This window comes from Deinococcus roseus (assembly GCF_014646895.1).
In the GTDB taxonomy this organism is placed as follows: domain Bacteria; phylum Deinococcota; class Deinococci; order Deinococcales; family Deinococcaceae; genus Deinococcus_C; species Deinococcus_C roseus.
This window is the reverse complement of sequence record NZ_BMOD01000002.1, coordinates 496,046-518,391: the sequence shown is the minus strand read 5'-3', so window position 1 is coordinate 518,391 and position 22,346 is coordinate 496,046. Positions and strand designations below refer to the sequence as shown.

Genomic DNA, 22,346 nt, shown 5'->3' with positions numbered 1-22,346 from the left:
ACCCCTGAAGTGTTTGCTTCAGGGGTTTTCTGTTTCATCATGCCTGCAAAAGCCTGTTGCATCTGGTGTGGTTCCGATGGGATGTTTTCCCGACCATGAACACACCGAAAGAATCTGACTGCTGATGGCTGACGGCTGACCGCTCTTAAACCAGCGCTGGCACTTTGTTCAGGGCCTGCTCGACATCTGCAATGATGTCATCGATGTGTTCGATGCCCACCGAGATGCGCACCAGACCGGGGGTGACCCCTGCAGTGCGTTGCTCGGCTTCGGAAAGCTGGCTGTGGGTGGTGCTGGCCGGGTGAATCACCAGGGTTTTGGTGTCTCCCACGTTGGCCAGCAAAGAGGCCAGTTTGACGTTGTTCACGAAGGCTTCTCCGGCAGCCCGTCCGCCTTTCAATTCAAAGCCCAGGATGCTGCCTGCTCCATGTGGAAAGTATTTTTTGGCCAGATGGTGGTGCGGGTGGGAAGGCAGATCCGGGTGAATGACCTTCTCCACTTCGGGGTGTTTTTCCAGAAATTCAGCCAGTTTGTGGGTGTTCTGAATGTGGCGCTCTGCCCTGAGGGACAGGGTTTCCAGACCTGTGATGAACAGGCTGGCATGGTGGGGGCTTAAGGTGGTGCCCAGGTCGCGCAGGTTTTCCACCCGTGCCCGGATGATGAAGGCGATGTTGGGAAGCCCGAGGGGGTTGCCTTCTCCGAAGACCTCCCAGAACTTCAGGCCGTGGTAGCCAGGGCTGGGTTCGGTGAAGAGGGGGTAACGGCCATTGGCCCAGTTGAATTTGCCCCCATCCACAATCAGTCCCCCGATGGCCTGTCCGTGTCCGCCAATCCATTTGCTGGCGCTGTGAATCACGATGTCTGCGCCGTGCTCGATGGGCCGGATCAGGTAGCCTCCCTGTCCGAAAGTGCTGTCTACCAGTACCGCCACCCCTTTTTCGTGGGAAAGGCGTGCAATTTCTTGCAGGTCAGGGATGTTGAGGGCCGGGTTCCCGATGGATTCCAGGAACACGCCCCTGGTGTTTTCATCAATCAGGGCGGCGAATTCTTCAGGGCGCTCTTCGGAGGAGGTGAATTTCACACTGATGCCCAGACGGGGCAAAGTCACCTTGAAGAGGTTGTAGGTCCCACCATACAGGTTGGGCGTGGAGACGATGTTGTCTCCCTGCTGTGCCAGGGTCAGGATGCTGAGCAGCACGGCAGCATGACCGCTGGACACCGCCAGAGCACCCGTTCCGCCTTCCAGGGCGGCAATGCGGTTTTCCAGCACCTCGTTGGTGGGGTTCTGGATGCGGGAATAGATGTTCCCAAAGGCCCTGAGCCCAAACAGATTGGCAGCGTGTTCGGCGTTTGCGAAGTTGTAACTGGTGGTCTGGTAAATGGGGGTGGCGCGGCTCTGGGTGGTCGGGTCGGGGGTCTGTCCAGCATGAACCTGCAGGGTCTCAAACTTTGGCATAAAATCTCCTCTCAGATGTTATGAATCGGCTTCCTCTGATCTTGGACAGCCAGAGGCTTTGTGAAAATTTGGGGGATAAATGAATCCCCCTCCCAGAAAACAGACATCGTGGTCTGCTGCTTTGAGAAGGGGATGGGGTGTCAAACCATGCCTTCTCTTATCGTTCCAGCCATCCCTGGCGGGTCTGAAAGCACCGTGTTGCAATGGGAACCGGTTGCTGTGATGGTCTCAGGGTCAGGTCCCTTTCATCACTCGGGATAAGAGCGCCAGAAGGTCTCTGACGTGGGAACCAGTGTACTGGACACAGGCTTTGATTGTCAACAAGTTTTATCAACTATTCAAAAAGGGTGCTGTAAACGCCAGATCCACCAGACAAAATCAGGGCTTGCGGAGGTTCTTCTGCAGAAAATTCAGAATGGTTTCCCGAACTGGAGGGAAAAACCCTGAGAACCTGCGCATCAGTGCCCCCACAATTTCCCCGTGGTTCACTTTTGGGACCACCACAAATTCAACAGGGGTGCCGTTTTTCTGCAGGGCTTTTTCCATGCTGGTGCCGTTGGAGGGATCGACCAGTTCATCGTTCTGGGCCACCAGCAACAGAAAAGGCGGCAGGTTGCCATGCACATGGCTTGCAGGCATCACATCGGTTTGCAGGTGAGTGCCAAAAACCCCTGGGGTGTATTTGGGATCGAAGTCATAAGGACCTGCAATCCCCACCACACCCCGGAAATCGTTGGCTTTCAGGCCTTCTGCAGAAAGCAGGGTTTCGTTCACGATGCCTTCCACCACGTTGTAAGCTCCTGCAGAATGCCCCACCACAAAGATGTTCTGGGGATCGCCTGCGTATTCAGCGATGTGGTCCTTTGTCCATTTGAAAGCTTTGACAGTGTCCTCCACAAAAGCAGGGTAAGAGAAATCCGGTACCAGACGGTAATTGATCAGTACCGTCACATAACCCGCTCTGGCAAAGGATTCTCCCACGAATTCAAAGTCATCCTTGTTGTAATTGCGCCACGACCCTCCATGCACAAAAACCACCACCGGATGGGTGCCTTTCTGTCTGGGCAGGTAAATGTTGAGTTTCTGGCGGGCTGCAGGACCATAAGCCAGGTTCTGATAAAACTTCAGGTCGCGGGTGACCGTGAAGGTGTTGAGCAGGTTGAGTTCGGTTTTGGAGTCCTGGGCCTGTGCCACCAGGGGCAGGGAAAGCAGGGCACCTGCCAGCAGAAATTTGCAAATCATGCCAGCCAGTTTAAGCCTTTTGGACGGAAAATATTGTGTTTTGTTTAACCGGGTTCAAAGTGGGATTCACTGCTGCTTCTCCATGAACTCCAGAATCTGTTCCCTGACCTGAAAGTTCCCAGCAATGCGCCGCACCAGGGTGGCGAGGATGTCGGTGTGACCCAGACCGGGAATGGTGGCGGTTTCCACAGGGGTGCCATTGTCTTGCAGGGCTCTGGCCAGTCTGGTGGCGTTTTCGGGCATCACCAGATCGTCATTTCCTGCACTGATCAGCAAAAAGGGTGGCAGGGGACCGGAAACCCGGTACACAGGCATCACCTCTTTGCGGCTTGCATCTTCTGGAAACACTCCATCCAGAGGTGGAATGTCATAGATGCCTGCGATGCCAATCATCCCTTTGAAGTCGGTGGCTTTCAGGCCTTCGGCCTGCAGGAACCCTGGATCGGTAAGGGTCATGGCTGCGTTGTAGCCTCCTGCAGAGTGCCCCATCACGAAAATGCGATCTGGGTCTCCTGAGTGCTCCCGAACATGGTCCCTGACCCACCTGAGGGCTTTTGCAGTGTCCTGCAGGAAAGCCGGGTATTGAACTTCTGGGTACAGCCGGTAATTGATCACCACAGTCACGTAATCTGCTCTGGCAAAAGATTCTCCAATGAATTTGAAATCTTCTTTTTTGTATTTCTGCCAGGTGCCCCCGTGCACAAAAACCAGCACCGGATGGCTGCCTTTGTGTCTGGGCAGGTACACATCCAGTTTTTGCCTGGGGTTTTCTCCGTAAGGAAGGTCCCGCTGGATGGTCAGGTCGCGGGTGATGGTAAAGGTGTTGATGAAGTCAATCAGCATCTGGCTGGAGGTCTGGGCCTGTGCTGTTGTGCATAAAAGAACCATAAAGAAGAGAATCATTTTCCTTCTGGGCATGGTTTTAAGTGTATAGAGCACTGTTTTGAAAATCTGTGATGTTTTTGACCCGGTACAATCCCTTGGGGCTGCATTCAGGTTTGATGAATCGTATACTTGTATACGGTATACAAAGGAGTACAATTGTCTATATGAGTTTGCTGGACATGATTGGCCCCGTGATGATCGGCCCGAGCAGCAGCCACACAGCTGGAGCCTGCCGCATTGGCCTGGCAGCAAGACAACTGCTGGGCCACACCCCTGAAAAAGCCCACCTTGGCTTGCATGCCAGCTTTGCCAAAACCGGCAAGGGACACGGCACCCATCTGGCCCTGATTGCAGGCTTGCTGGGCTTTGAGCCCCACGATCCTCGCCTCCCTCAGGCCTTCCAGGAAGCTGAAAAAGCCGGTCTGCACTTTGAATTTCAGGACACCGACCTGGGCAACGTGCACCCCAACACCGCACAGATCACCTTGCAGGGGGGGCAGACCAGCATCGAGGTGATGGCCTCCAGCACCGGAGGAGGCATCATCGAGGTCATCGAGGTGGACCACTTCAAAGTCTCCTTCGATGGCTTTTCCCCGACCCTGCTGCTGAAATACCAGGACGCCTACGGCATGATTTCACGGGTCACGGGCCTGATTGCCATCGATGAAGTGAACATCGCCAGTCTGACCTGCACCCGTGAAAAAAGAGGAGGAACTGCCCTGATGTGCATTGTGCTGGACAGTGGCCTCTCCGATTACGCCATTCGCAAAATTGCCCACATTCCCGAGATCAGCTGGATTCGCATGCTGCCTGGTTTCAAACGCCTCTGATTCAATCCACGCTGATTCAACCCCCTGAGGAGCACCATGACCCTGGACGACATTTTAAAAGCCCCATCACCCGCCAGCCAGTGGGTTCTGGACACCGACTGCGAAGAAAATGGCCTCTCTGCCGAAGAGGTCAAACAGGTGATGCGCAGCCGCATTGCTGAAATGCGCGACAGCATCGAACGTGGCCTCAAAACCGATGCCAGAAGCATCACCGGAATGGTCGGCTGGAATGCCAAAGGCCTGTGGGATGCACCAGATGCCCTGAATGCTCCCCTCCTCAAACGGGTGCAGGCCTACGCCATGGCCGTCAACGAAGAAAATGCCCGCATGGGACGCATTGTGGCTGCCCCTACTGCAGGCAGTGCAGGCACCATCCCCGGAGCCCTGATTGGTGTGGCAGACCACCTGGGTCTTGAAGATGAAGCCCTGGTGATGCCTCTGGTTCTTGCTGCAGGCATCGGCAAGGCCATTTCCCGTCAGATGTACATCTCTGGTTCTGCCGGGGGCTGTCAGGCCGAAATTGGGTCCAGCGCAGCCATGGCTGCTGCAGCCGTGACGGAACTGCTGGGAGGCACCTCCAGAGCCGCTGTGCATGCAGCAGCCATGGCTCTGATGAACACCATCGGCCTGGTCTGTGACCCGGTGGGAGGCTATGTGGAAGTGCCTTGCGTGTCCAGGAACGCCTTCTTTGCCGTGCATGCCGTGAGCAGTGCCCAGCTTGCCCTGGCACAACTGGAAAGCTTCATTCCCCCGGATGAAGTCATCACCGCCATGGCCCAGGTGGGACGCATGATGCCCCTGCAACTCAAAGAAACCGCTGAAGGTGGGCTGGCCCAGACCCCTTTTGCCCAGGGTTTCCTGAAAGACCTGGAAAAATCCCAGAAGTGACCTCCAGAGGTTGAGAAACAGAAAGACCTGAGCACGCTCAGGTCTTTCTGTTTCCCATTCAAGGGCTTATTTGGTGAGTTGCCCGCGCAACTCGCCAGACTTGTTGGCATCGGTGTGAATGTTCACATAGTAAAAACCAAAGCGCAATTTGTCTTCATTCAGCACGCAATTGGCATCGGTGGCCAGGGTGCCTTTCTTGTTGTCTTTGGCATCTGCAGTGACCACCAGGGTGCACACAGGGGCTCCGGTCTGTCCCACTTCACCCTCGTGAATGTGGGCCATGGTGGCAGGTCCGGTCAGGCCCGAGTAAGTGCCGGTCAGGGTGAGTTTCTTGCCATCCCAGGTGGCTTTCACACTGCCTGTGCCTGCATACTCTGCAGGCACGGTGGGAGCAGGAATTTCCTTGGCCGCAGTCAGGTTGGCTGCGTAGGTGGGCAAACCGGGAAGGGCGGGGGTGCTGTTGCAGGCAGCCAGACCCAGAACCAACATTGCAGGAACAAGATGACGGATGTTCATCGTTTTTCTCCTTTATTCATACCCAAGCTGGCCGCGCAGTTCACCATCGGTGTGGCTGGCGGTGCTGACAGTGACGTAGTACTGGCCGGTTTTCAGCAGGTCTTCCTGAATGCCCTGGTCTTTGACCGTGCAGGTTTTGCTGAACGTTCCATTGCCCACTTTGCTGGTGTCTTCTTTGATGTCCAGGGCACACACCACGGTTGCGCTGTTCTGACCCACTTTGGCTTTGCGCAACTCAATGCTGGTGGCCTTGCCGCTCAGACGGTAATAATTGCCGTTGATCACCATGCTGGTGCCATCAAAAGAAGCATTGGCAAACCCCCAGGCATCGCCTGAGACAGCAGGCACCACATTGTTGCCGGACAGTTTGGCCAGAAAGACGGGAGCAGCAACGGGAACTTGTTGGGCGCAGGACGCCAGAATCAAACTGAAAACCCCGAATGCCAGGGTGCGTGCGTGCATAAGACCTCCTGATGATTCTCTTCACCACTATAGGGTTGCATCATGCAGGTTTTATGTGAGTGGGATGATGTGTTGCTCAAGGTGGGATTGGGCAAAAGGAGCTGGATTCTGCAAACTGTACTACGCTGTGAGGATCTATGGTTCCAACTTTTGTGGTCAATGTGGAAGTGGTGATTTACAGGCAAGACCGTTGCCTGCTGACTTTGCGCAGCCTGCAAGAAACCCATGCAGGAGGCACCTTCGCTTTTCCAGGAGGCAAGGTGGAGCAGCATGAAATCATGAATGATGTCCTGGAACATGTGGCCCGCCGCGAAATCCGGGAAGAAGTGGGTTTAGAAGTCGGTTCACTGACGTATCTGGAAGCCAACAGTTTTCTGGCCGGAGATGTGCCCTGCATCAATGTGGTGATGCAGGCCCCCTACCTGTCTGGCACAGTGCAATTGCAGCAAGAAGAATTGGCTGCAGCAGAATGGCTGACCCTGCCAGAAGCCCTGGCAAGGTCTGAAACCCCCCTCTGGACCCGAAACAGCCTGAAAAAAGCCGAGGAAATGAGAAATGCAGTTCGATGAGTCTTATACCCTCACACCCACTGCACGTGCAGCAGGATGCCTGATTCTGGACGGCCAGCGGCGCATCTTGCTGGTGCAGCAGGCAAAAGATCCCTTCAAGGGCCTCTGGCACCTTCCGATGGGCACCATTGAAGTAGGGGAACCCCCAGAAGTTGCCGCCGTTCGGGAAGCCCTGGAAGAAGCCGGGGTGCAGGTGCGCCTGACCTCTTTTTTAAACACCTACCTGGGACGCTATTCAGATGGTGGGCTGGTGCAGCGCTTCGTCTGGCTGGCAGAAATCCTTCCAGGTGAGGTCATTCCAGACGCACCCAACGATGAAATTCTGGCCCGCAGGTTTTTCAGCCCTGCAGAATTTCTGGAGCTGTACAGAGCTGGACAGGTTCGCATGCACCACACCTTGCTGGCCCATCAGGAGGCACTGGGCAGGTTCTGATCCAATTTCAGCATTCTTTATAGAACTTCTCCTGTGCTGGTCTCGTAAAATGAAGCATGCTGGTCACTCCTTCCATTCAAGAGATTTTGCAAGCTGAACGTGCACTGCTCACCGATTTGCATGCCTTTCTGGAAAGCTCCGGTGCACCTGCCGATGTTACCCAGCACGCCCGCACAGCTTTGCTGCAACTGGACGAGGTGTTCCTGCTGGTGGTGGTGGGGGAATTCAATGCAGGCAAAAGCTCTTTCCTGAATGCCCTCCTGAACACCACCTCCCTGCCAGAAGGGGTCACCCCAACCACAGACCGGATTTATGTTTTGCTGAACGGGGAAGACACCGAACTGGAACCCACCGCAGATCCCTTCGTGGTGCGCAAACGCCTGCCCCTGGAAGACCTCAACAGCATTGCCCTGGTGGACACACCCGGAACCAATGCGGTGATCCGCCGTCACCAGACCATCACCGAGGGTTTCCTGCCCAGAGCGGATCTGGTGCTGTTCATCACCAGTGCAGACCACCCCTTCACCGAGTCAGAACGGCAGTTTCTGGAACTCACCCGCAAGTGGGGCCGCAATGTGATGCTGATCATCAACAAGGCGGATTTGCTGGAAACCCAGGCGGACCGGGAGCAGGTGCTGTCTTTCGTGCGGGAACATGCCACCCAGACGCTGGGGGTCACTCCGCAGATCTTCATGCTGAGTGCCCGCAATCAGAAGCGCGGTGAAGACGAGGGCTTCATGCGCTTCAAACGCACCCTGGTGGACCGCCTCAGCGAAAAAGAACGGGTTCGTCTGAAACTGATGACCCCCCTGGGGGTGGCCCACGAACTGGTCAGGCAGCATACCTCCCATCTGGAGCACAGTCGCACCATTTTGCAGAACGATGTGCAATCCTTTGAGCACCTGGAAATGCAGGCCCGGGTGCATGGCCATGAAGTCAAAGACGAACTGGCCCATCAGCTTTCTTTGCTGGAAGGCCCGCTGAACGCTTTCCAGGAGCGGGCAGAAAGTTTCATCAACCGGTACTACCGCATCAGCCGTACCCTGGAACTGCTGAAACCCGAGCGTCTGGAGCAGGCTTTTCGCACAGAAGCCGTGGCAGATCTGGAACGCGACCTGGAGAAAGTGCTGTCCCACAGTGTGGACCGCCTGATGGAGAAAAACCTGCGTTTCTGGGAGGATGTGCAGCACCAGCTCACCTCCCGCTCTCGCGAGAACGTGCCCAGAAGCCGCTTCCAGATGGACCGCAGTGCTGTTCTGGACGCTTTGCGTTCCAAAACCGAAGAGCACACCAGGGAACTGATTGAACCCTCAGCAGCCCAGGATTTCAGTGGCAAGGCACAGAGCAGTGTGATGCAGGCAGGTCTGATCAGCGTGGGCGGCATTGGTCTGGGAGCAGCCGTGATTGCCCTGATTGGAGGCGCTGCCGCAGATGTGACGGGCATCCTGGCCAGCCTGGCCGGGGTGTTCCTGGGGGCTTACTGGATTCCCATTCGCAAACGGGCCGCCCTCACGCAAGTGAAAAACCAGGTTGGGGATGCCAAGATCCTGCTGCGGGAAACCCTCACGCGGGAAGTCAACCTGGAACAGGAACGCCTGGATGGCCGCCTCAGGGACGCCCTCTCTCCCTACACCCGCTTTGTGAAAGCCGAGCAGGAACGCATGAACCGGGAGAACCGCAGGCTCACCGAATTCATTGCCCGCATTGAAGAACTTGAAGGGCGGGTGCAGGCCTGAATTGATACCGGTGTAACTTGCACCCATTTGAATAACAATCCAGAGTCCCCTACGCCGATGCACCTAAATGCAGGCATGGGGATTTACACTGTCAGCAATTGAGGTGTGTATGTCTCTGAACCTGCCCAGAATCGCCCCCTTTCTTTTTGTGCTTTTGTGGAGCACCGGATTCGTTGGTGCCAAATACGGCCTGCCTTACGCGGAACCGTTCACCTTTCTGGCCCTGCGTCTGGTGATCGCAACAGTTCTGCTGCTGGGCCTGGGTCTGGTGGTCAAAGAAAGCAAGAAGATGCGTCCAGAGCATTACTGGCACGCTGCTGTGGTGGGTTTTCTGCTGCATGGTGCTTACCTGAGTGGCGTGTTCTACGCCATTCATATGGGCATGCCTGCTGGAATGACCGCTGTGATCGTGGGCCTGCAACCCATCCTCAGCACCCTGATGGCCCGCTACACCCTGAAAGAACAGGGAAGCCTGCTGCAATGGATCGGTCTGATTCTGGGCTTCCTGGGTGTGGTGATGGTGGTCAGCCAGAAAATCCATGCCGATGTCCCACCCGTTGCTTATCTGGCTGCTGGAATTGCCCTGATCGGCACCACCGCTGGCACCCTCTACCAGAAACGTTTTGGAGCAGGCATGCCCCTGGTGACTGGAACCGCTGTGCAGTACGCTGCCACCAGCCTGATCCTGATTCCGCTGGCTTTGCTCTTTGAAACCCACCAGATCCAGTTCACCACCGAATTCTGGTTTGCCCTGTTGTGGCTGGTGGTGGTGCTTTCCCTGGGGGCCATTGGCCTCCTGCTGTACCTGATCCAGCGCACCAGCACCGCACAGGTCACCAGCCTGTTTTATCTGGTGCCCCCTGCCACCGCTGTGGAAGCCTTCTTTCTGTTTCACGAGAAACTGAATGGTCTGGCCTTGCTGGGCATGGTGGTGGTGGCCCTGGGGGTTTCGCTGGTGATCCGGCCTGCACCTGCGCGGCCTGTGCAGAAACAACTGCAAACCGAATAAATCATTCAAACACCTGTTGTGAAGGTCAGCCTGCGAAAAAGGGGCTGGCCTTTCACTTTGATTGCAGTTTGAAAGCCTCCATCCAGGGTTGAAACAGGGCATTGAGCTTTTCATCGTCAAGATCACCTGCTGCAGAAAATTCTGTCCAGCCTTCGATGTCCCTGGCATGATAAAGGGGGATGTCGAAAGCATCCATCAGGCATTTTTCCAGCAGCAGAAAAGGCACATGGCCTTCATGTAGAGGTCTGATTTCAGAAGCCAGCAGCTGTTTCAGGATGTCGGCCATTTCCATTCCTGAAAGAACCCTTTCTCTGCTGATTTTGACTGCATTCTGCAATGGGTCCATTTTCTATCCCAGCCAGTACCCCAGCATGGCTTTGTCTTGCAATGGAAGTTCAAAGCCAGCGGTGAGCGTGGTTTCAATGGTGCCCTCTGAAAACGCAGCAGCGTAGTTCAGCAGGTCTTTCAGGGCCTCGGGTTGCAGCACGCCCCACAGGTGCATCTGGCGGTTCTTCAACAGGGCACCTCCGGTCAGTTGCCCCTCTTGATAGCAGAGCAAGGGCACGTATTCCCGGTGTTCCTGCAGTTTCATGCTGAGGTGCTGCGAGATGGGTTCCTCCCAGGAAGGCATACCCCAGGACTGGCACAGCACTTTTGCAAACTGGCGGGTCTGCAACCAGCTGACCTGTTCCACCTGATGCCCAGGGTCTGCACCATCAGGCAGGTAAAGGCCCACCTGAATGGCCTGCACCAGCCTCAAACCAGACACGGGTTTCTGAGAAAGCACCAGTCGGGGAGCAGGAAGCACCTCCGAATCCCCATAAGCTGCATTGAGGGCCAGGATGGGCGTCAGAGGAGCAGCAAGCACCCGTGAGTTGTCTTGCCCACGGGTGACTTCGGAGAGGGGTTGATGGTAGGCATACAGGCCGTCCAGCCAGTTCATTGTGCCCGGTTCATGGTGGGTCAGGCGTCCACGCCGAACAGGGCATGCACGAATTCACGGGCATCGAAGGGCTGCAGGTCTTCTGCTTTCTCTCCCACCCCGATGAACTTGATGGGCACCCCCAGTTCCCGCACGATGGGCACCACGATGCCGCCCTTGGAGGTCCCGTCCAGTTTGGTGACCACCACTCCAGTCAATCCAATGGCTTCATGAAACTTCTTGGCCTGGTTCAGGCCGTTCTGTCCGGTCACGGCGTCCAGCACCAGCCAGATTTCGGCGGGCTCGTTCTCATCGGCTTTCTGGATCACCCGTTTGACCTTCTTCAGCTCTTCCATCAGGTTGTGCTTGGTGTGCAACCTGCCCGCGGTGTCCACCATCAGGAGGTCCACACCACGGGCTTTGCGAGCAGCGGCGGCATCAAAAGCCACAGCAGCAGGGTCGCCCCCATCAGGTCCCTGAATCACATCGATGCCCAGACGGCTGCCCCACACCCCAAGCTGGGTGCCCGCGGCGGCACGGAAGGTGTCGCCAGCAGCAAACATCACGCTGCGCCCCAGGCCCTGGTAGTACTGGCCCAGTTTGGCAATGGTGGTGGTTTTGCCCACCCCGTTCACCCCGATCATCATCACCACTTTGCCGTTTGGCAGGACTGTAGAGCGTTTTGCATCCGGTGTGAAGCCAATCTTGCGGTACTGCGCCCGTCTGGCGTCCGGTTCCAGTTGCAGGATCAGGGCGTTCATCAGGGCCTCTTGCAGGTTGGTCTGGCCGCTGTTCTTGATGTCTTCCAGGATCTCCTCGGTGGCAGCACGGCCCACATCTGCAGCAATCAGGGCGTACTCCAGGTCTTCCAGGGTTTCCAGGCGGCTGGTGAAGATGTCCTTCAGGTCCGTTCCCAGAAAACCTGCAGACTGGTTCAATTGTTGACGGGTCTTGGTCAGACCCTCCTTAAGGCGTTGAAACCAACTCATAATCCTCCAGTGGCCGAGGGCGGCAGATGCCCGGTAAAGGGCGAGGTACGCCTCGCCCCTGCATTGTCATTGTTCTGATTTTTATTTTAAAGCGTTCTGCTGTGCTTCTTTGAGGGCCTGTTCCACAGGAACATTGCCTTTCAGGGCTTTCTCGATGGCAATTTCCAGATCCAGACGCCAGTCGTCCAGCTGGGGCACAGCAGGCAGGTTCTGGGCGCGTTCAAAGCTCTTGACTGCTGCGACCAGGATGGGGTCATCGGTGAGCTGTCTGGCCACACTTTTGCGCACCGGAACGTAGTAAGAGCCGTTGGCAAAGGTTTTGAGGTTTTCGGGTTTCAGCAAAAATTTCCAGAATTCCATGATCCCTCTGGCCTGGGCGTCACTGGCAGATTTCATCACGGCGATCTGGCCCTCTCCGGCAATGGAAGAACCGGGCAGGGGGTAAGCCGAGACCTGCAAACTCAGGTAGTTGGGGTTCTTGAAGGCCAGCGGGAAGGCACTGCTGGGGGCCACCACCATGAAGGTTTTGGTGCGCAGGAAGTCAATCACGGCGTTTTGCACTTCGCTGGTGGCGCGGGGAATCAGGGCTTTTTTGTTTTTCAGGTTGACCAGTTGTTGCAGGCTTTCCACCACCACAGGGTCCAGCAGGTTGGGTTTGCCGTCTTTGACCAGGTCTCCGCCCTGGCTGTACACCATGGAGGCAAAAATCCAGGACTCGGTGATGAAAGAAACCCCACTGGTCCCCCTGCCCGTCAATTTCTGGGCTGCAGCATAAAATTCAGGCCATGTGTCTGGCAGGGCGATGTTTTTGGCTTTGAAGGCAGCTCCGTTGAAGAACATCAGCATGCTGCTGGCAGCCCAGGGCAACCCGAAACGTCCGTCTTTGTTCTTGCCGATGTTCCAGGCCACCGGGTAGATGTCAGAACTGAGGCTTTCAGGGATCACCCCGGTGAATTTGTCGAGGTCCTTGAGTTGCCCGCCCTGCATCAGGCGCACAAAGAAAGCATTGTCGATCAGCACGGCTGGAGGGGTGGTGTTGGCCCGGATGCTGGCGATGATTTTCTGCCCCATCTCTTTGTAACCACCCGCATATTCAGGCTTGATCACGTAGTCGTCCTGTGATTTGTTGAATTCTGCAGCGAACTGGTTGAAGAGGGTGGGGGAGGGTTCGGCCAGCAGATAATGCCAGATTTTGATTTCGGTTTTGGCTTGAGCGCTCCCCAGGAGGAGCAGCATCAGGACAGTCAGTCGCTTCATGCATGAATTGTACGTATAAAAGAAGTTAGAAGTTGCACTTTGTTCACGGGGTTGCTTAGAAGTTCTTCATCTGAAACATGGATCTGCAAGCCCCACCCTTGATTCCCATCATTTTTTCTCGGTGGCTTTTTCGCCCATGAGCAGGTAGGCCATGTAAGCCAGCCGTTCCCGCGCTGCGTAATTTTCCAGAAATTCCTGGCTGGTGTTTTCTGGAAGGGGACTGGGGCTGGGACTGGCTTTCATGCCCAGGTCACGGGCCATGGCAATGGCCCTGGGCATGTGAATGGAGTCGGTCACCACGCTGACCGGGGTGGTGACCCAGCCCAGTGAGTTTTTGAGGTTTTCATAGGTGTTGCGGCTGCGGGTTTCGGCCAGGATGGTTCTGGCCGGGATGCCTTTTTGAATCAGGAAATTGCGGCCTGCTTCCCCTTCGCTGTAACGGTCCCCTTCGGCTTTGCCCCCGGTGACGATGATGCGGCTCACCCGTCCAGTCTGGTACAGGTTCAGGGCGTGTTGCAGGCGGCTTCTGAAGATGGGGGAGGGCTTGCCATTGTACTGGGCAGCTCCCAGCACAATCACCGTGGGTTGGGGTTCCGAAACATTGGCCGGACTTGCATGGGGAAACCCCATCATGAAAGTAAGGACAACACCCAATTGTGGCCAGCCGCTTCGCATCCTTTGATTCACTCCGGTTTTCATACTAAAGCGAGATGGATCACAAATGGAAGAGTGGTGTTCTGTTGACACAAAAGCAGGGTCTGTCACCACGGCAGTGGGGTCTGATGGCCATGGATGGAGTGGCTAAACATCGCTGACGCCCTGCTGTTCTGTGGGGTAAAATTTGAGGGCAAACAAACAGGAGGCATTATGGGTGGTATCCAAGCAGGATTGATCTGGCTGAACGGCAAACTGGTTCCTCAGGAAGAGGCAAAGGTGTCTGTTCTGGCCCACGCTTTGCATTACGGCAGCAGTGTTTTTGAGGGCATCCGGGCTTACAGCACCGAAAAAGGAGCAGCAATCTACCGCCTGCAGGAGCACACCGAGCGCCTGTTCAACAGTGCCAAAATCATCCGCATGCCTGTGCCCTACAGCGCAGATGAAATCAACAGTGCCATCAAATCTGTGGTCAAAGACAACGGCTACGACGCCTGCTACATCCGTCCCCTGGTGTTTCGTGGTGGGGAATCGCTGGGCCTCAACCCCCTGCCCTGCCCCGTGGAAGTGATGGTGGCGGCCTGGAAATGGGGCACCTACCTCGGAGATGAAGCCATCGAGAAAGGGGCCAAACTGGTGACCTCCTCCTGGGCCCGTTCTCCAGGCAACGTGCTGCCCACCAAATCCAAGGCGGGCGGCAACTACATCAACAGTTCGCTTGCCAAGGCAGACGCCATCAGCGCTGGTTTTGATGAAGCCATCATGCTGGACAAAGAGGGCTACGTCTCTGAAGGCAGCGGAGAGAACATCTTCTTCATCAAGGGCAAGAAATTGTATGCCATTGCCCACAGTGTGACCCTGACCGGGATCACCAGAGACAGCATCTTCCATGTGGCCCGCGACATGGGGCTGGAAGTGCAAGAAGTCATGGCCACCCGCGACGAACTGTATGTTGCCGATGAGGTGTTCATGACCGGAACGGCTGCAGAAGTCTCCCCGATTTCCAGCATCGACTTCAGGGAAATCGGCACTGGACGGGCCGGGGAAATCACCAGGGAAATCCGTGGGCGTTACCTGGACATCGTGACCGGGAAAAACCCCAAATACGACCACTGGCTCACCTACGTCGATTGACCCTGTGGCTTGAAGTTGCTTGAAAGGGCTGAAAAAAAGGGCAAGTCTAGTCAGGACCTGCCCTTTTTCTGCCAAGTCGCACCTTCGGGTGCGATTTTTGCAAGGTTTTGGGTGTTCTGGGGGGTTTGTCGATGACGGTGGGCACTACGTTTAATTGTAAGATTTCTGTACAATGAGGGGAACATGACCAGCTCCAAACAGCACCCTTTCACCTGTCCGAATTGCAGCAAGAAATACAACGTCACACTCTATGAAGTGCTGAACATTGGCACCCACCCCGAATTGCACGATGAGTTGTTTGCCGGGAAAATCAACACCACCACCTGTCCTTCCTGCGGTGAAGTGACTTTTGTGGAAGAACCCGTGACCTACTACGATCCCAAACTGGAATACTGCGTGCATTTTGTGCCTGCAGCCAGCCTGGAAGACCCCACCCTGGAAGCCTTCGAGCAATTCGATGAGCAGGGCCGCGTGGACCTTTCAGACAAACGTCTCCCGGCTTACATTCCCAGCAACCATGTGGTCTTTGACGTGCATGAACTGCTGACCTACATTTTCTTCCGCCGCAAACTGGCAGAGTTCTACCCCATTCTGCGCAAACGCAAAAAAGTCATGTGACGGTTTTCGGGTGCTTTTGAACTGAGCTTGGACTCGGGCTTTTCAATCGAGCAACACTTCAGACCCAGGGAAACCTGGGTTTTCTGTTGCATCAGTGCGGGTTTTGGAAAAGGCAATCTTACCCGATGTGCTAGCGCAACTTCGGGTTTTATGCTAATGTGCCGCTAAGTTGAAGTTGGGCGTGGATCTGGAACACATGCAGGAAACGCAAGCAACTGGATGTCCGTGAACACCTTGCAGCAGGGGAACTCTCGGGGTGATGGGGTTTGGGTAATGGCTAAGACACTGGTGATTGTGGAATCGCCCGCCAAGGCGAAAACCATTGAGAAATACCTGGGGAAGGACTACCAGGTGGAGTCCTCCATTGGACACATTCGGGATTTGCCCAATTCGGCATCCGAAGTGCCGGAACAATTCAAGCAGAAGCCCTGGGCCAGCCTGGGCATTGATGTGGAACACGATTTTAAACCCCTTTATGTGGTGCCCTCAGAGAAGAAAAAGCACGTTGCCAAGCTGAAAGCCCTGGTCAAAGAGGCCCGCGAAGTGGTGCTGGCAACAGACGATGACCGTGAAGGGGAGAGCATCGCCTGGCACCTGTTTCAGGAACTGAAACCCAAGGTGCCGGTCAAACGCATGGTCTTCCACGAGATCACCCCGGAAGCCATCCGAAATGCCATCCAGCACCCCCGCCAGATTGATGAAAACCTGGTGCATGCCCAGGAGGCCCGCCGCGTGCTGGACCGCCTGTACGGTTACGAGGTTTCACCTGTCCTGTGGCGCAAAGTGGCCCCCAAACTCAGCGCGGGCCGGGTGCAGAGCGTGGCCACCCGTCTTCTGGTGGAGCGCGAACGGGAACGCATGCGTTTCAGGAGTGCAGAGTTCTGGAGCCTGGAAGGACTGTTCCGGACCCTCAAAGAAGAAGGGTTCACGGCTGCCCTGATCGAAGTGGGTGGAGTCAGGCTGGCCACAGGCAAAGACTTTGATGCCCTGACCGGTGAACTCAAGCCCGATGCCAAAGTGGTTCTGCTGAAACAGGCCGATGCCGAACAGCTGCTGCAGCGCCTGAAAGCTGCCCAGTTCACGGTGATCTCCACCGAGGAGCGCCCCTTCACCCAGAAGCCCTACGCGCCGTTCATCACCTCCAGCCTGCAACAGGAAGGCTCCAGAAAACTCGGGTTCAATGCCCAGCGCACCATGCGCACGGCGCAACGCCTGTACGAGAATGGTTACATCACCTACATGCGCACCGACTCCACCACCCTCTCCAAAGAGGCCATGGAAGCGGCCCGCAAACAGGTGCGCCAGATGTACGGGGACGAGTATCTGCACCCCACCCCCCGCACCTACGACAAGAAAGCCAAAAACGCCCAGGAAGCGCACGAAGCGATTCGCCCGGCAGGCTCCAGATTCCGCACCCCCCAGGAAGTCAGAGGCGAGCTCTCCGACGATGAGTTCAAACTGTATGACCTGATCTGGAAACGCACCGTGGCCAGCCAGATGGCAGACGCCAGAGGCCGCAGAATGCAGGTGCGTTTGCAGGGCCTGGACGCCATTTTCAGTGCCAGTGGCAAAACCATTGATTTTCCGGGTTTCTTGCGGGCTTACGTGGAAGGTTCAGACGACCCTGAAGCTGCTCTGGAAGACCGTGAAGTGATCCTGCCCCCGATGCAGAAAGGGGACAGCGTGCGGGTCAAGGACATGCGCACCCGCGAGCACCACACCCAGCCTCCTGCACGCTACACAGAGGCCTCTCTGGTGCAGGCGCTGGAAGCCGCCGGAATCGGTCGCCCCTCCACTTATGCCAGCATCATCTCCACCATTCAGGACCGGGGTTACGTTTTCAAACGTGGAACGGCCCTGATCCCCACCTGGACGGCTTTTGCCACCCAGGCCCTGCTGGAGAACCACTTCTCCAGGCTGGTGGATTACAACTTCACCGCCCGCATGGAAGAAGACCTTGACGAGATTGCCGGAGGACGCAAAGAACACGTGCCCTACCTGCAAGACTTCTACTTCGGAGATGAAGGGTTGAAATCCCAGATCCAGACGCAAATGGACCAGATTGATCCCAGAGCGATCAGCCTGATTCCTGTGCCTGCCCTGGTGGGGTCGGAGATTGAAGTCAGACTGGGCAAATTCGGGGCTTACATGAAAAAAGGCGAGGTCAGCGCGACTTTGCCCAACGACATTGCCCCCGATGAACTCACCCTGCAGCAGGCAGAAGAACTCCTCTCCAAAGGCGGAGACGAGGGCATTCTGGGCCAGGACCCTGTGACCGGACAGGATGTGGTGGCTAAAGCAGGCCGTTATGGTCCCTACGTGCAGATGGGCGAGAAAACCGCCAGCCTGTTTCCCACGGATTCCCTGAGCGCCATGACCCTGGAACGTGCCATGCAACTGCTGACCATTCCAAGGCTGGTGGGCACCCTGGACGGAGAAGAAGTCTGGGCCATGAATGGACGTTACGGTCCCTACCTCAAAAAAGGCAAGGACAACCGCACGCTGCCCGGACACGAAAGCCTCTTTACTGTGACGGTGGAGCAGGCACAGGCCCTCTTTGCTGCCCCCAAAAGCCGCATGGGACAGAGCGCCGCCCCCCTGAAAATCTTTGAATACCCGGACCGCACCCCCATCCAGGTCAAAGTGGGCCGTTTTGGCCCGTACCTCACAGATGGGGAAAACAACGCCTATCTGCGCAACGGAGAGGATGCCCACAGCCTCACCGCAGAAAAAACCCGCGAACTGATGGCAGAACGGGGCAAGCCACCCAAAGCCAGAGCAGGCAAAGCCACCAAAAAAGCAGCCCCCAGCAAGACCAGCAAAACCAGCAAAACGTCTGGCAAAGCCCCTGCAAAAGCTGCTTCCAAAGCTGCACCCAAAACAGTGGCCAAACCCGCTGGTGAAACCCAGAAAGCCGAATGGAAAGACCTCAAATCCCACCTGAATGTTCTCAGTGACACCGAACGCCAGCTGATTGTGGCCCTCCGCGAGGAGAACAAAAAAGCCGAAGACGTGGCTCCAGAGCTTGGGCTGGAGGTCAAAAAAGCCAAAGGCATGATGCTGCAGATCTCCAAAAAGCTGCAGGAGGCCTGGCGCAAAGCGGTGAGCGCTTGACCAGGAAGCTCAATTCAGCACAACCTGAAATGCGCAGAAAGGGCGAGGCATGCCATCTTGTGCTGTACGAGGGACTGCTCACTGGTCCCTCAGCACGCTCGCCCCTACAAGTACAGGGCCTCTGCAACAAAGCATGGTGTGACTGACCGCCAGCAACCCCCTCAAGATTCCCACCCATGAAAATCCACCTGAAACAGCTGGCACAGACCCTGCCCAACACCCCCATGCACCTTCCGCACACCGGAGGGGAAACCCTGACCTGCCTGCTGAATGAAGCAAAAGCAGATGAGGCTCTGGATTCTTATTACCTGTGCCTGGAGGGGGAGTTGCTGATCGATCTGCCTTATGGGGACTTCGTGCACCTGAAGCCCCAGGAAGCCGCCCGCATCGAGGCAGGCAAACAGCGCAAGCTCACCCCGGTGGGACGGACCTTGCTGTTGATCTTGCGGATTTAGACGCTGGATCCCTCTGCTCAACCTGCATCCGCGTCTTCACGCAACTTCCAGGTGCCTCCGGTGTAATGCAGGATGCCCGCGTCCAGCAGGGTTTTGAGGCGCATTTCTGCACGGGCAGGATAGCCCTGGGTGGCCTGCAAGAGCTGCTGGATGAAAGCTTCCGGAGCATCCCAGTGGAACACATCCCGCACCCAGCGGTGCAGGCCCTGCTTGCTGAAAGGCTCAAGTTTGAGGGTGTGGGACAGGGACACCTGTGGGGCTTCTTCAGGCTTGCCCAGGGCCACCACGCCCAGAGGCCGGGAGGTGTCGTGTTGCTGAAAGACCCGTACAAGGATGGAGGCCGGAACGTCTGCAGGTCCATCATAGAGCACCAGCAGTCCAGTTTTGCCGGTGTGTTCCACCTCGTCCAGCAGGCTTTGCAGCACCTGGGTTTCGGCCAGGATCTGCTGCTCGGCCGTTTCTGCAGAGAACACCAGGGGAAGCACCAGATAATTGTGTTGCTGGGCCAGCAGTGCGGCCTGTCTGAGGAAGAAAGTGCGGCCAGCCTGCGCGTCGCTGTCGATCAGCAGCAAACCCTGCTGGTGGTTGGGAAGCTCCTGCAGAAAACCCTGCAGGGCTTCAAAAGCCGTTTCACGCTCCACGGGTTTGATCTGGGTGTTGAAATAAATTCTGGGGCTGTCTCCGTGCTCATGGGTGACGTATTTGCAACTGCTGTCTGTGCGGGCCACCAGATGGCGCTTGTGGGCGGTGTCCAGCAGGAGGTGGGTCTGGTCTCCATCTTCCGGGTAAGACGCCACCCCCATGCTGATGGACACTGGACCCTGCTCAAAACGTTCCAGAATGCGCTGACACACCACCATGGCCTGCTCACGGGTGGTGGTGGGAAGCAAGAGCACAAACTCATCCCCACCTGAACGAAACAGCAAATCAGAGGTGCGGATGGACTGGTAGGTCCAGTGGGCAGCGTCTTTCAGCACCTGGTTGCCGTGGTCAAAACTGAACTCCTGGTTGTACTGCCCAAAATGGTCCAGGTCAAAATGACACACCACCAGCGGGCTGATTTCCCGTTCGGCACGGGCCAGCTCCTCGGTCAGGCGGGGTTCCAGCAGGCCACGGGTGTAACTGCCCGTCAGGGGGTCACGGATGAGGAGGTCATCGGGGATGGATGCAGGATCGGATGGATGGTCCATGGTTTGACTCCAGGGTTTTGGCTCAGCAGGTTTGGCTGGGCAGGTTTCAGAAACCGCTGTCGGAAATGCAGGTGTTCGGGCCAGACTTCAAGGCGGTTTGTTTGCGGGCGGTCAGCACTTCCAGCAGCATTTCGGGTTGCAGCACATCTTCAGGGTAAGTGACCAGACCCATGTTCAGCCTGATGGTGTCAGGCAAATCCTGCCTGAGGGTCTGGATCAGGCGCTGGCAGGTCATCTCTCCATCCAGTTTGATGGTGGCGGGCAGCATGAGCAAGAATTCGGTGTCACTGAAGCGAAAAATCACATCGGAGGCCCGCAGGGTTTGCTTCAACAAATCCAGCACGGTGCGGACCTGTTCTGCAGACAGTTGACCCTGATCGCTGGCTTCCAAGAGTCCCAGGGTGAGGGCGCTCAGTTCACGGGTGGCCCTGGCGGTTTCTTCAATGAGCCGGGGTGCAAAAAGTTCCCGGCTGTAAGCCCCACTGGCAGGGTCCCGGATCAGGGCAATCAACTCTGCAGCATGGGGTTCTGCAGGCTTCATTTGTTCTGGATCATCCATCATGGGGTCACATCCTTGTTCGGGGAATTGCCTCTGAGCACGACCAGCACATTGTGCAATGGGTGGAAAGGCAAGGGTTGGACAGCAGTGCAGTATGAGATTAGTGTATAAAAATATGTCCTCAGGCGTGATGGAATGCAGCATGCAAACAGGGCATTCATCCCCATTTTTTTCCTGGGGTGGTGTTAAAGTGAGGGAAATGGATGTTCTGGAAAAAGCTTTGAATGGTGAACGCCTCTCGCATGCAGAGGTGGTTTCCCTGTACCACCTGCCCCTCGGTGATGTCGCTGCCGTGGCCCACCAGTTGCGCCTCAGACGGTCTGACCCTCAGGTGGTGACCTTTCTGATTGACCGCAACATCAATTACACCAACGTGTGCAATGTGGCGTGCAACTTCTGCGCGTTTTACCGCACCAAAAAGCAATCGGATGCCTACACCCTGGATTACAGCCACATCAGCCAGAAAATCCATGAACTCGAACAGGTGGGGGGCACCCGCATCCTGATGCAAGGGGGGGTCAACCCCGAGTTGCCTTTTGAGTATTACACCGGTCTGCTGCGGCACATCAAGGCCAACCATCCCACCATCCGCATTGAAGCCTTCAGCCCGGAGGAAATCCTGGGCTTCGAGAAGTTCTTCGGCTGGAGTGCCAGCGAAATTCTGGACCGCCTGATCGAGGCCGGTCTGGACGGTCTGCCTGGAGCAGGTGGGGAAATTCTGGAAGATGAGGTGCGGGCCAAAGCTGCTCCTGCACGCATTCGCACCCAGGACTGGGTTCGCATTCTGGATGAGGCCCAGAAAAAAGGCCTCTACACCATCTCCACCATGGTGATTGGTTTTGGAGAAACACTGGAACAGCGGGCCAGCCACCTGCTGAAAATCCGTGAGCAGCAAGACCACGCGTTGAAACAGTATGGAAACGGCTTTGCAGGTTTCGCCATGTGGACCCTGCAAACCGAAAACACCCGTCTGGCAGGCAAGGCCCCCGGAGCCACCGCTTACGAGTACCTGCAAAACCTGGCCGTGAGCCGCATTGCCCTGGACAACCAGCCCAACATTCAGGCCTCCTGGCCTGCGCAGGGTTTCAAAGTGGCCCAGACCGCCCTGTTTTATGGGGCCAATGATGTGGGTTCCACCATGCTTGAAGAGAATGTGGTGTCTGCTGCCGGAGGACACAGCCGCCACAACGCCACCGTGCGTGAACTGGTGCGCATCATCAGCGATGCGGGTTTCCAGCCTGCGCAGCGCAACAGTTTCTTCCAGGTGATCCGCCAGGTGGATCCCCGTGAGTACCTGGGATCCCAGGCTTCTCCTGCCTGAATCCCACCTTGCTGACCTGGCCTCCCCGAACATGGGGAGGTTTTTGTTTGCCTTCACACTGCAGAACATCTTGCTTTCTGACGCTGAACGCTCTGTTTACAGTGCAA

At 56.3% G+C, this 22,346-nt stretch carries 23 protein-coding genes and 1 riboswitch; of the genes, 11 read left to right on the top strand and 12 right to left on the bottom strand.

Going from position 1 to position 22,346, the window contains the following annotated elements; translation table 11 throughout:
- Positions 1-145: 145 nt before the first annotated feature.
- The 3 genes from IEY52_RS05450 to IEY52_RS05440 all read right to left on the bottom strand — a co-directional run bounded on the left by IEY52_RS05450 (position 146) and on the right by IEY52_RS05440 (position 3,601).
- Entirely contained in the window at positions 146-1,456 is a 1,311-nt protein-coding gene (locus IEY52_RS05450; RefSeq protein WP_189001041.1) for an O-acetylhomoserine aminocarboxypropyltransferase/cysteine synthase family protein, read from the bottom strand.
- Between the two features lie 154 nt (positions 1,457-1,610).
- Positions 1,611-1,720: riboswitch (SAM riboswitch) on the bottom strand.
- 114 nt (positions 1,721-1,834) lie between these two features.
- Entirely contained in the window at positions 1,835-2,698 is an 864-nt protein-coding gene (locus tag IEY52_RS05445; protein ID WP_189001038.1) for an alpha/beta hydrolase, read from the bottom strand.
- A gap of 66 nt (positions 2,699-2,764) precedes the next feature.
- Positions 2,765-3,601: an alpha/beta hydrolase gene (locus IEY52_RS05440; protein ID WP_189001034.1), complete on the bottom strand. Its 837-nt coding sequence runs from the start codon at positions 3,599-3,601 to the stop codon at positions 2,765-2,767.
- Positions 3,602-3,747: 146 nt separating this feature from the next.
- Between IEY52_RS05440 and sdaAB the strand changes: the two genes are divergently transcribed.
- A complete protein-coding gene (sdaAB, locus tag IEY52_RS05435) occupies positions 3,748-4,413 on the top strand; it encodes an L-serine ammonia-lyase, iron-sulfur-dependent subunit beta (protein ID WP_189001031.1) in 666 nt (221 codons plus the stop codon).
- Positions 4,414-4,449: 36 nt separating this feature from the next.
- Positions 4,450-5,301 carry an L-serine ammonia-lyase, iron-sulfur-dependent, subunit alpha gene (locus IEY52_RS05430; RefSeq protein ID WP_189001028.1) on the top strand — a complete coding sequence of 284 codons (852 nt, stop codon included), beginning with the start codon at positions 4,450-4,452 and terminating at the stop codon, positions 5,299-5,301.
- A 66-nt stretch (positions 5,302-5,367) separates the two neighbouring features.
- Here the strand turns inward: IEY52_RS05430 and IEY52_RS05425 are convergent, their stop codons facing one another.
- Both IEY52_RS05425 and IEY52_RS05420 read right to left on the bottom strand, forming a co-directional pair.
- The gene (locus IEY52_RS05425) at positions 5,368-5,817 is read right to left on the bottom strand and encodes a CHRD domain-containing protein (protein ID WP_189001025.1); all 450 of its coding nucleotides are present in this window, start codon (positions 5,815-5,817) and stop codon (positions 5,368-5,370) included.
- Positions 5,818-5,829: 12 nt separating this feature from the next.
- A complete protein-coding gene (locus IEY52_RS05420; RefSeq protein WP_189001023.1) occupies positions 5,830-6,279 on the bottom strand; it encodes a CHRD domain-containing protein in 450 nt (149 codons plus the stop codon).
- A gap of 137 nt (positions 6,280-6,416) precedes the next feature.
- Here IEY52_RS05420 and IEY52_RS05415 point away from each other — a divergent pair, with 137 nt between their 5' ends.
- From IEY52_RS05415 to IEY52_RS05400, 4 genes are all read left to right on the top strand, one after another.
- On the top strand, positions 6,417-6,848 hold the full coding sequence (locus IEY52_RS05415) for an NUDIX hydrolase (protein WP_189001019.1): 432 nt from the start codon (positions 6,417-6,419) through the stop codon (positions 6,846-6,848).
- Positions 6,835-7,281 (top strand): NUDIX domain-containing protein, encoded by a 447-nt coding sequence (locus IEY52_RS05410; RefSeq protein WP_189001016.1) that lies wholly within the window; start codon positions 6,835-6,837, stop codon positions 7,279-7,281. The genes IEY52_RS05415 and IEY52_RS05410 overlap by 14 nt, the downstream gene beginning before the upstream one ends.
- A gap of 56 nt (positions 7,282-7,337) precedes the next feature.
- Positions 7,338-9,017 carry a dynamin family protein gene (locus IEY52_RS05405; protein ID WP_189001013.1) on the top strand — a complete coding sequence of 560 codons (1,680 nt, stop codon included), beginning with the start codon at positions 7,338-7,340 and terminating at the stop codon, positions 9,015-9,017.
- 109 nt (positions 9,018-9,126) lie between these two features.
- Entirely contained in the window at positions 9,127-10,026 is a 900-nt protein-coding gene (locus IEY52_RS05400; RefSeq protein WP_189001010.1) for a DMT family transporter, read from the top strand.
- A 52-nt stretch (positions 10,027-10,078) separates the two neighbouring features.
- On the opposite strand, the gene IEY52_RS05395 is transcribed toward IEY52_RS05400, so the two are convergent.
- From IEY52_RS05395 to IEY52_RS05375, 5 genes are all read right to left on the bottom strand, one after another.
- Positions 10,079-10,312 (bottom strand): hypothetical protein, encoded by a 234-nt coding sequence (locus IEY52_RS05395; protein WP_189001007.1) that lies wholly within the window; start codon positions 10,310-10,312, stop codon positions 10,079-10,081.
- A 63-nt stretch (positions 10,313-10,375) separates the two neighbouring features.
- The gene (locus tag IEY52_RS05390) at positions 10,376-10,969 is read right to left on the bottom strand and encodes a hypothetical protein (RefSeq protein WP_189001003.1); all 594 of its coding nucleotides are present in this window, start codon (positions 10,967-10,969) and stop codon (positions 10,376-10,378) included.
- 20 nt (positions 10,970-10,989) lie between these two features.
- Positions 10,990-11,937, bottom strand: a complete 948-nt coding sequence (gene ftsY, locus IEY52_RS05385) for a signal recognition particle-docking protein FtsY (protein WP_189001000.1) — start codon at positions 11,935-11,937, stop codon at positions 10,990-10,992.
- Positions 11,938-12,018: 81 nt separating this feature from the next.
- Positions 12,019-13,194 carry an extracellular solute-binding protein gene (locus IEY52_RS05380; RefSeq protein WP_189000998.1) on the bottom strand — a complete coding sequence of 392 codons (1,176 nt, stop codon included), beginning with the start codon at positions 13,192-13,194 and terminating at the stop codon, positions 12,019-12,021.
- A 108-nt stretch (positions 13,195-13,302) separates the two neighbouring features.
- Entirely contained in the window at positions 13,303-13,827 is a 525-nt protein-coding gene (locus IEY52_RS05375) for a YdcF family protein (protein WP_189000996.1), read from the bottom strand.
- Between the two features lie 234 nt (positions 13,828-14,061).
- Here IEY52_RS05375 and IEY52_RS05370 point away from each other — a divergent pair, with 234 nt between their 5' ends.
- From IEY52_RS05370 to IEY52_RS05355, 4 genes are all read left to right on the top strand, one after another.
- Positions 14,062-14,982, top strand: a complete 921-nt coding sequence (locus IEY52_RS05370) for a branched-chain amino acid transaminase (RefSeq protein ID WP_229684646.1) — start codon at positions 14,062-14,064, stop codon at positions 14,980-14,982.
- Between the two features lie 183 nt (positions 14,983-15,165).
- Entirely contained in the window at positions 15,166-15,600 is a 435-nt protein-coding gene (locus IEY52_RS05365; protein WP_189000992.1) for a CpXC domain-containing protein, read from the top strand.
- Positions 15,601-15,873: 273 nt separating this feature from the next.
- Complete coding sequence (topA, locus tag IEY52_RS05360) at positions 15,874-18,714, top strand: type I DNA topoisomerase (protein WP_189000990.1); 2,841 nt, start codon at positions 15,874-15,876, stop codon at positions 18,712-18,714.
- A gap of 176 nt (positions 18,715-18,890) precedes the next feature.
- On the top strand, positions 18,891-19,169 hold the full coding sequence (locus tag IEY52_RS05355) for a hypothetical protein (protein ID WP_189000988.1): 279 nt from the start codon (positions 18,891-18,893) through the stop codon (positions 19,167-19,169).
- A 17-nt stretch (positions 19,170-19,186) separates the two neighbouring features.
- On the opposite strand, the gene IEY52_RS05350 is transcribed toward IEY52_RS05355, so the two are convergent.
- Positions 19,187-20,359: a GGDEF domain-containing protein gene (locus tag IEY52_RS05350; RefSeq protein ID WP_189000985.1), complete on the bottom strand. Its 1,173-nt coding sequence runs from the start codon at positions 20,357-20,359 to the stop codon at positions 19,187-19,189.
- A 46-nt stretch (positions 20,360-20,405) separates the two neighbouring features.
- Positions 20,406-20,921 (bottom strand): diguanylate cyclase domain-containing protein, encoded by a 516-nt coding sequence (locus tag IEY52_RS05345; RefSeq protein ID WP_189000982.1) that lies wholly within the window; start codon positions 20,919-20,921, stop codon positions 20,406-20,408.
- 196 nt (positions 20,922-21,117) lie between these two features.
- Between IEY52_RS05345 and mqnC the strand changes: the two genes are divergently transcribed.
- Complete coding sequence (gene mqnC / locus IEY52_RS05340; protein ID WP_189000962.1) at positions 21,118-22,239, top strand: cyclic dehypoxanthinyl futalosine synthase; 1,122 nt, start codon at positions 21,118-21,120, stop codon at positions 22,237-22,239.
- Positions 22,240-22,346 lie beyond the last annotated feature (107 nt).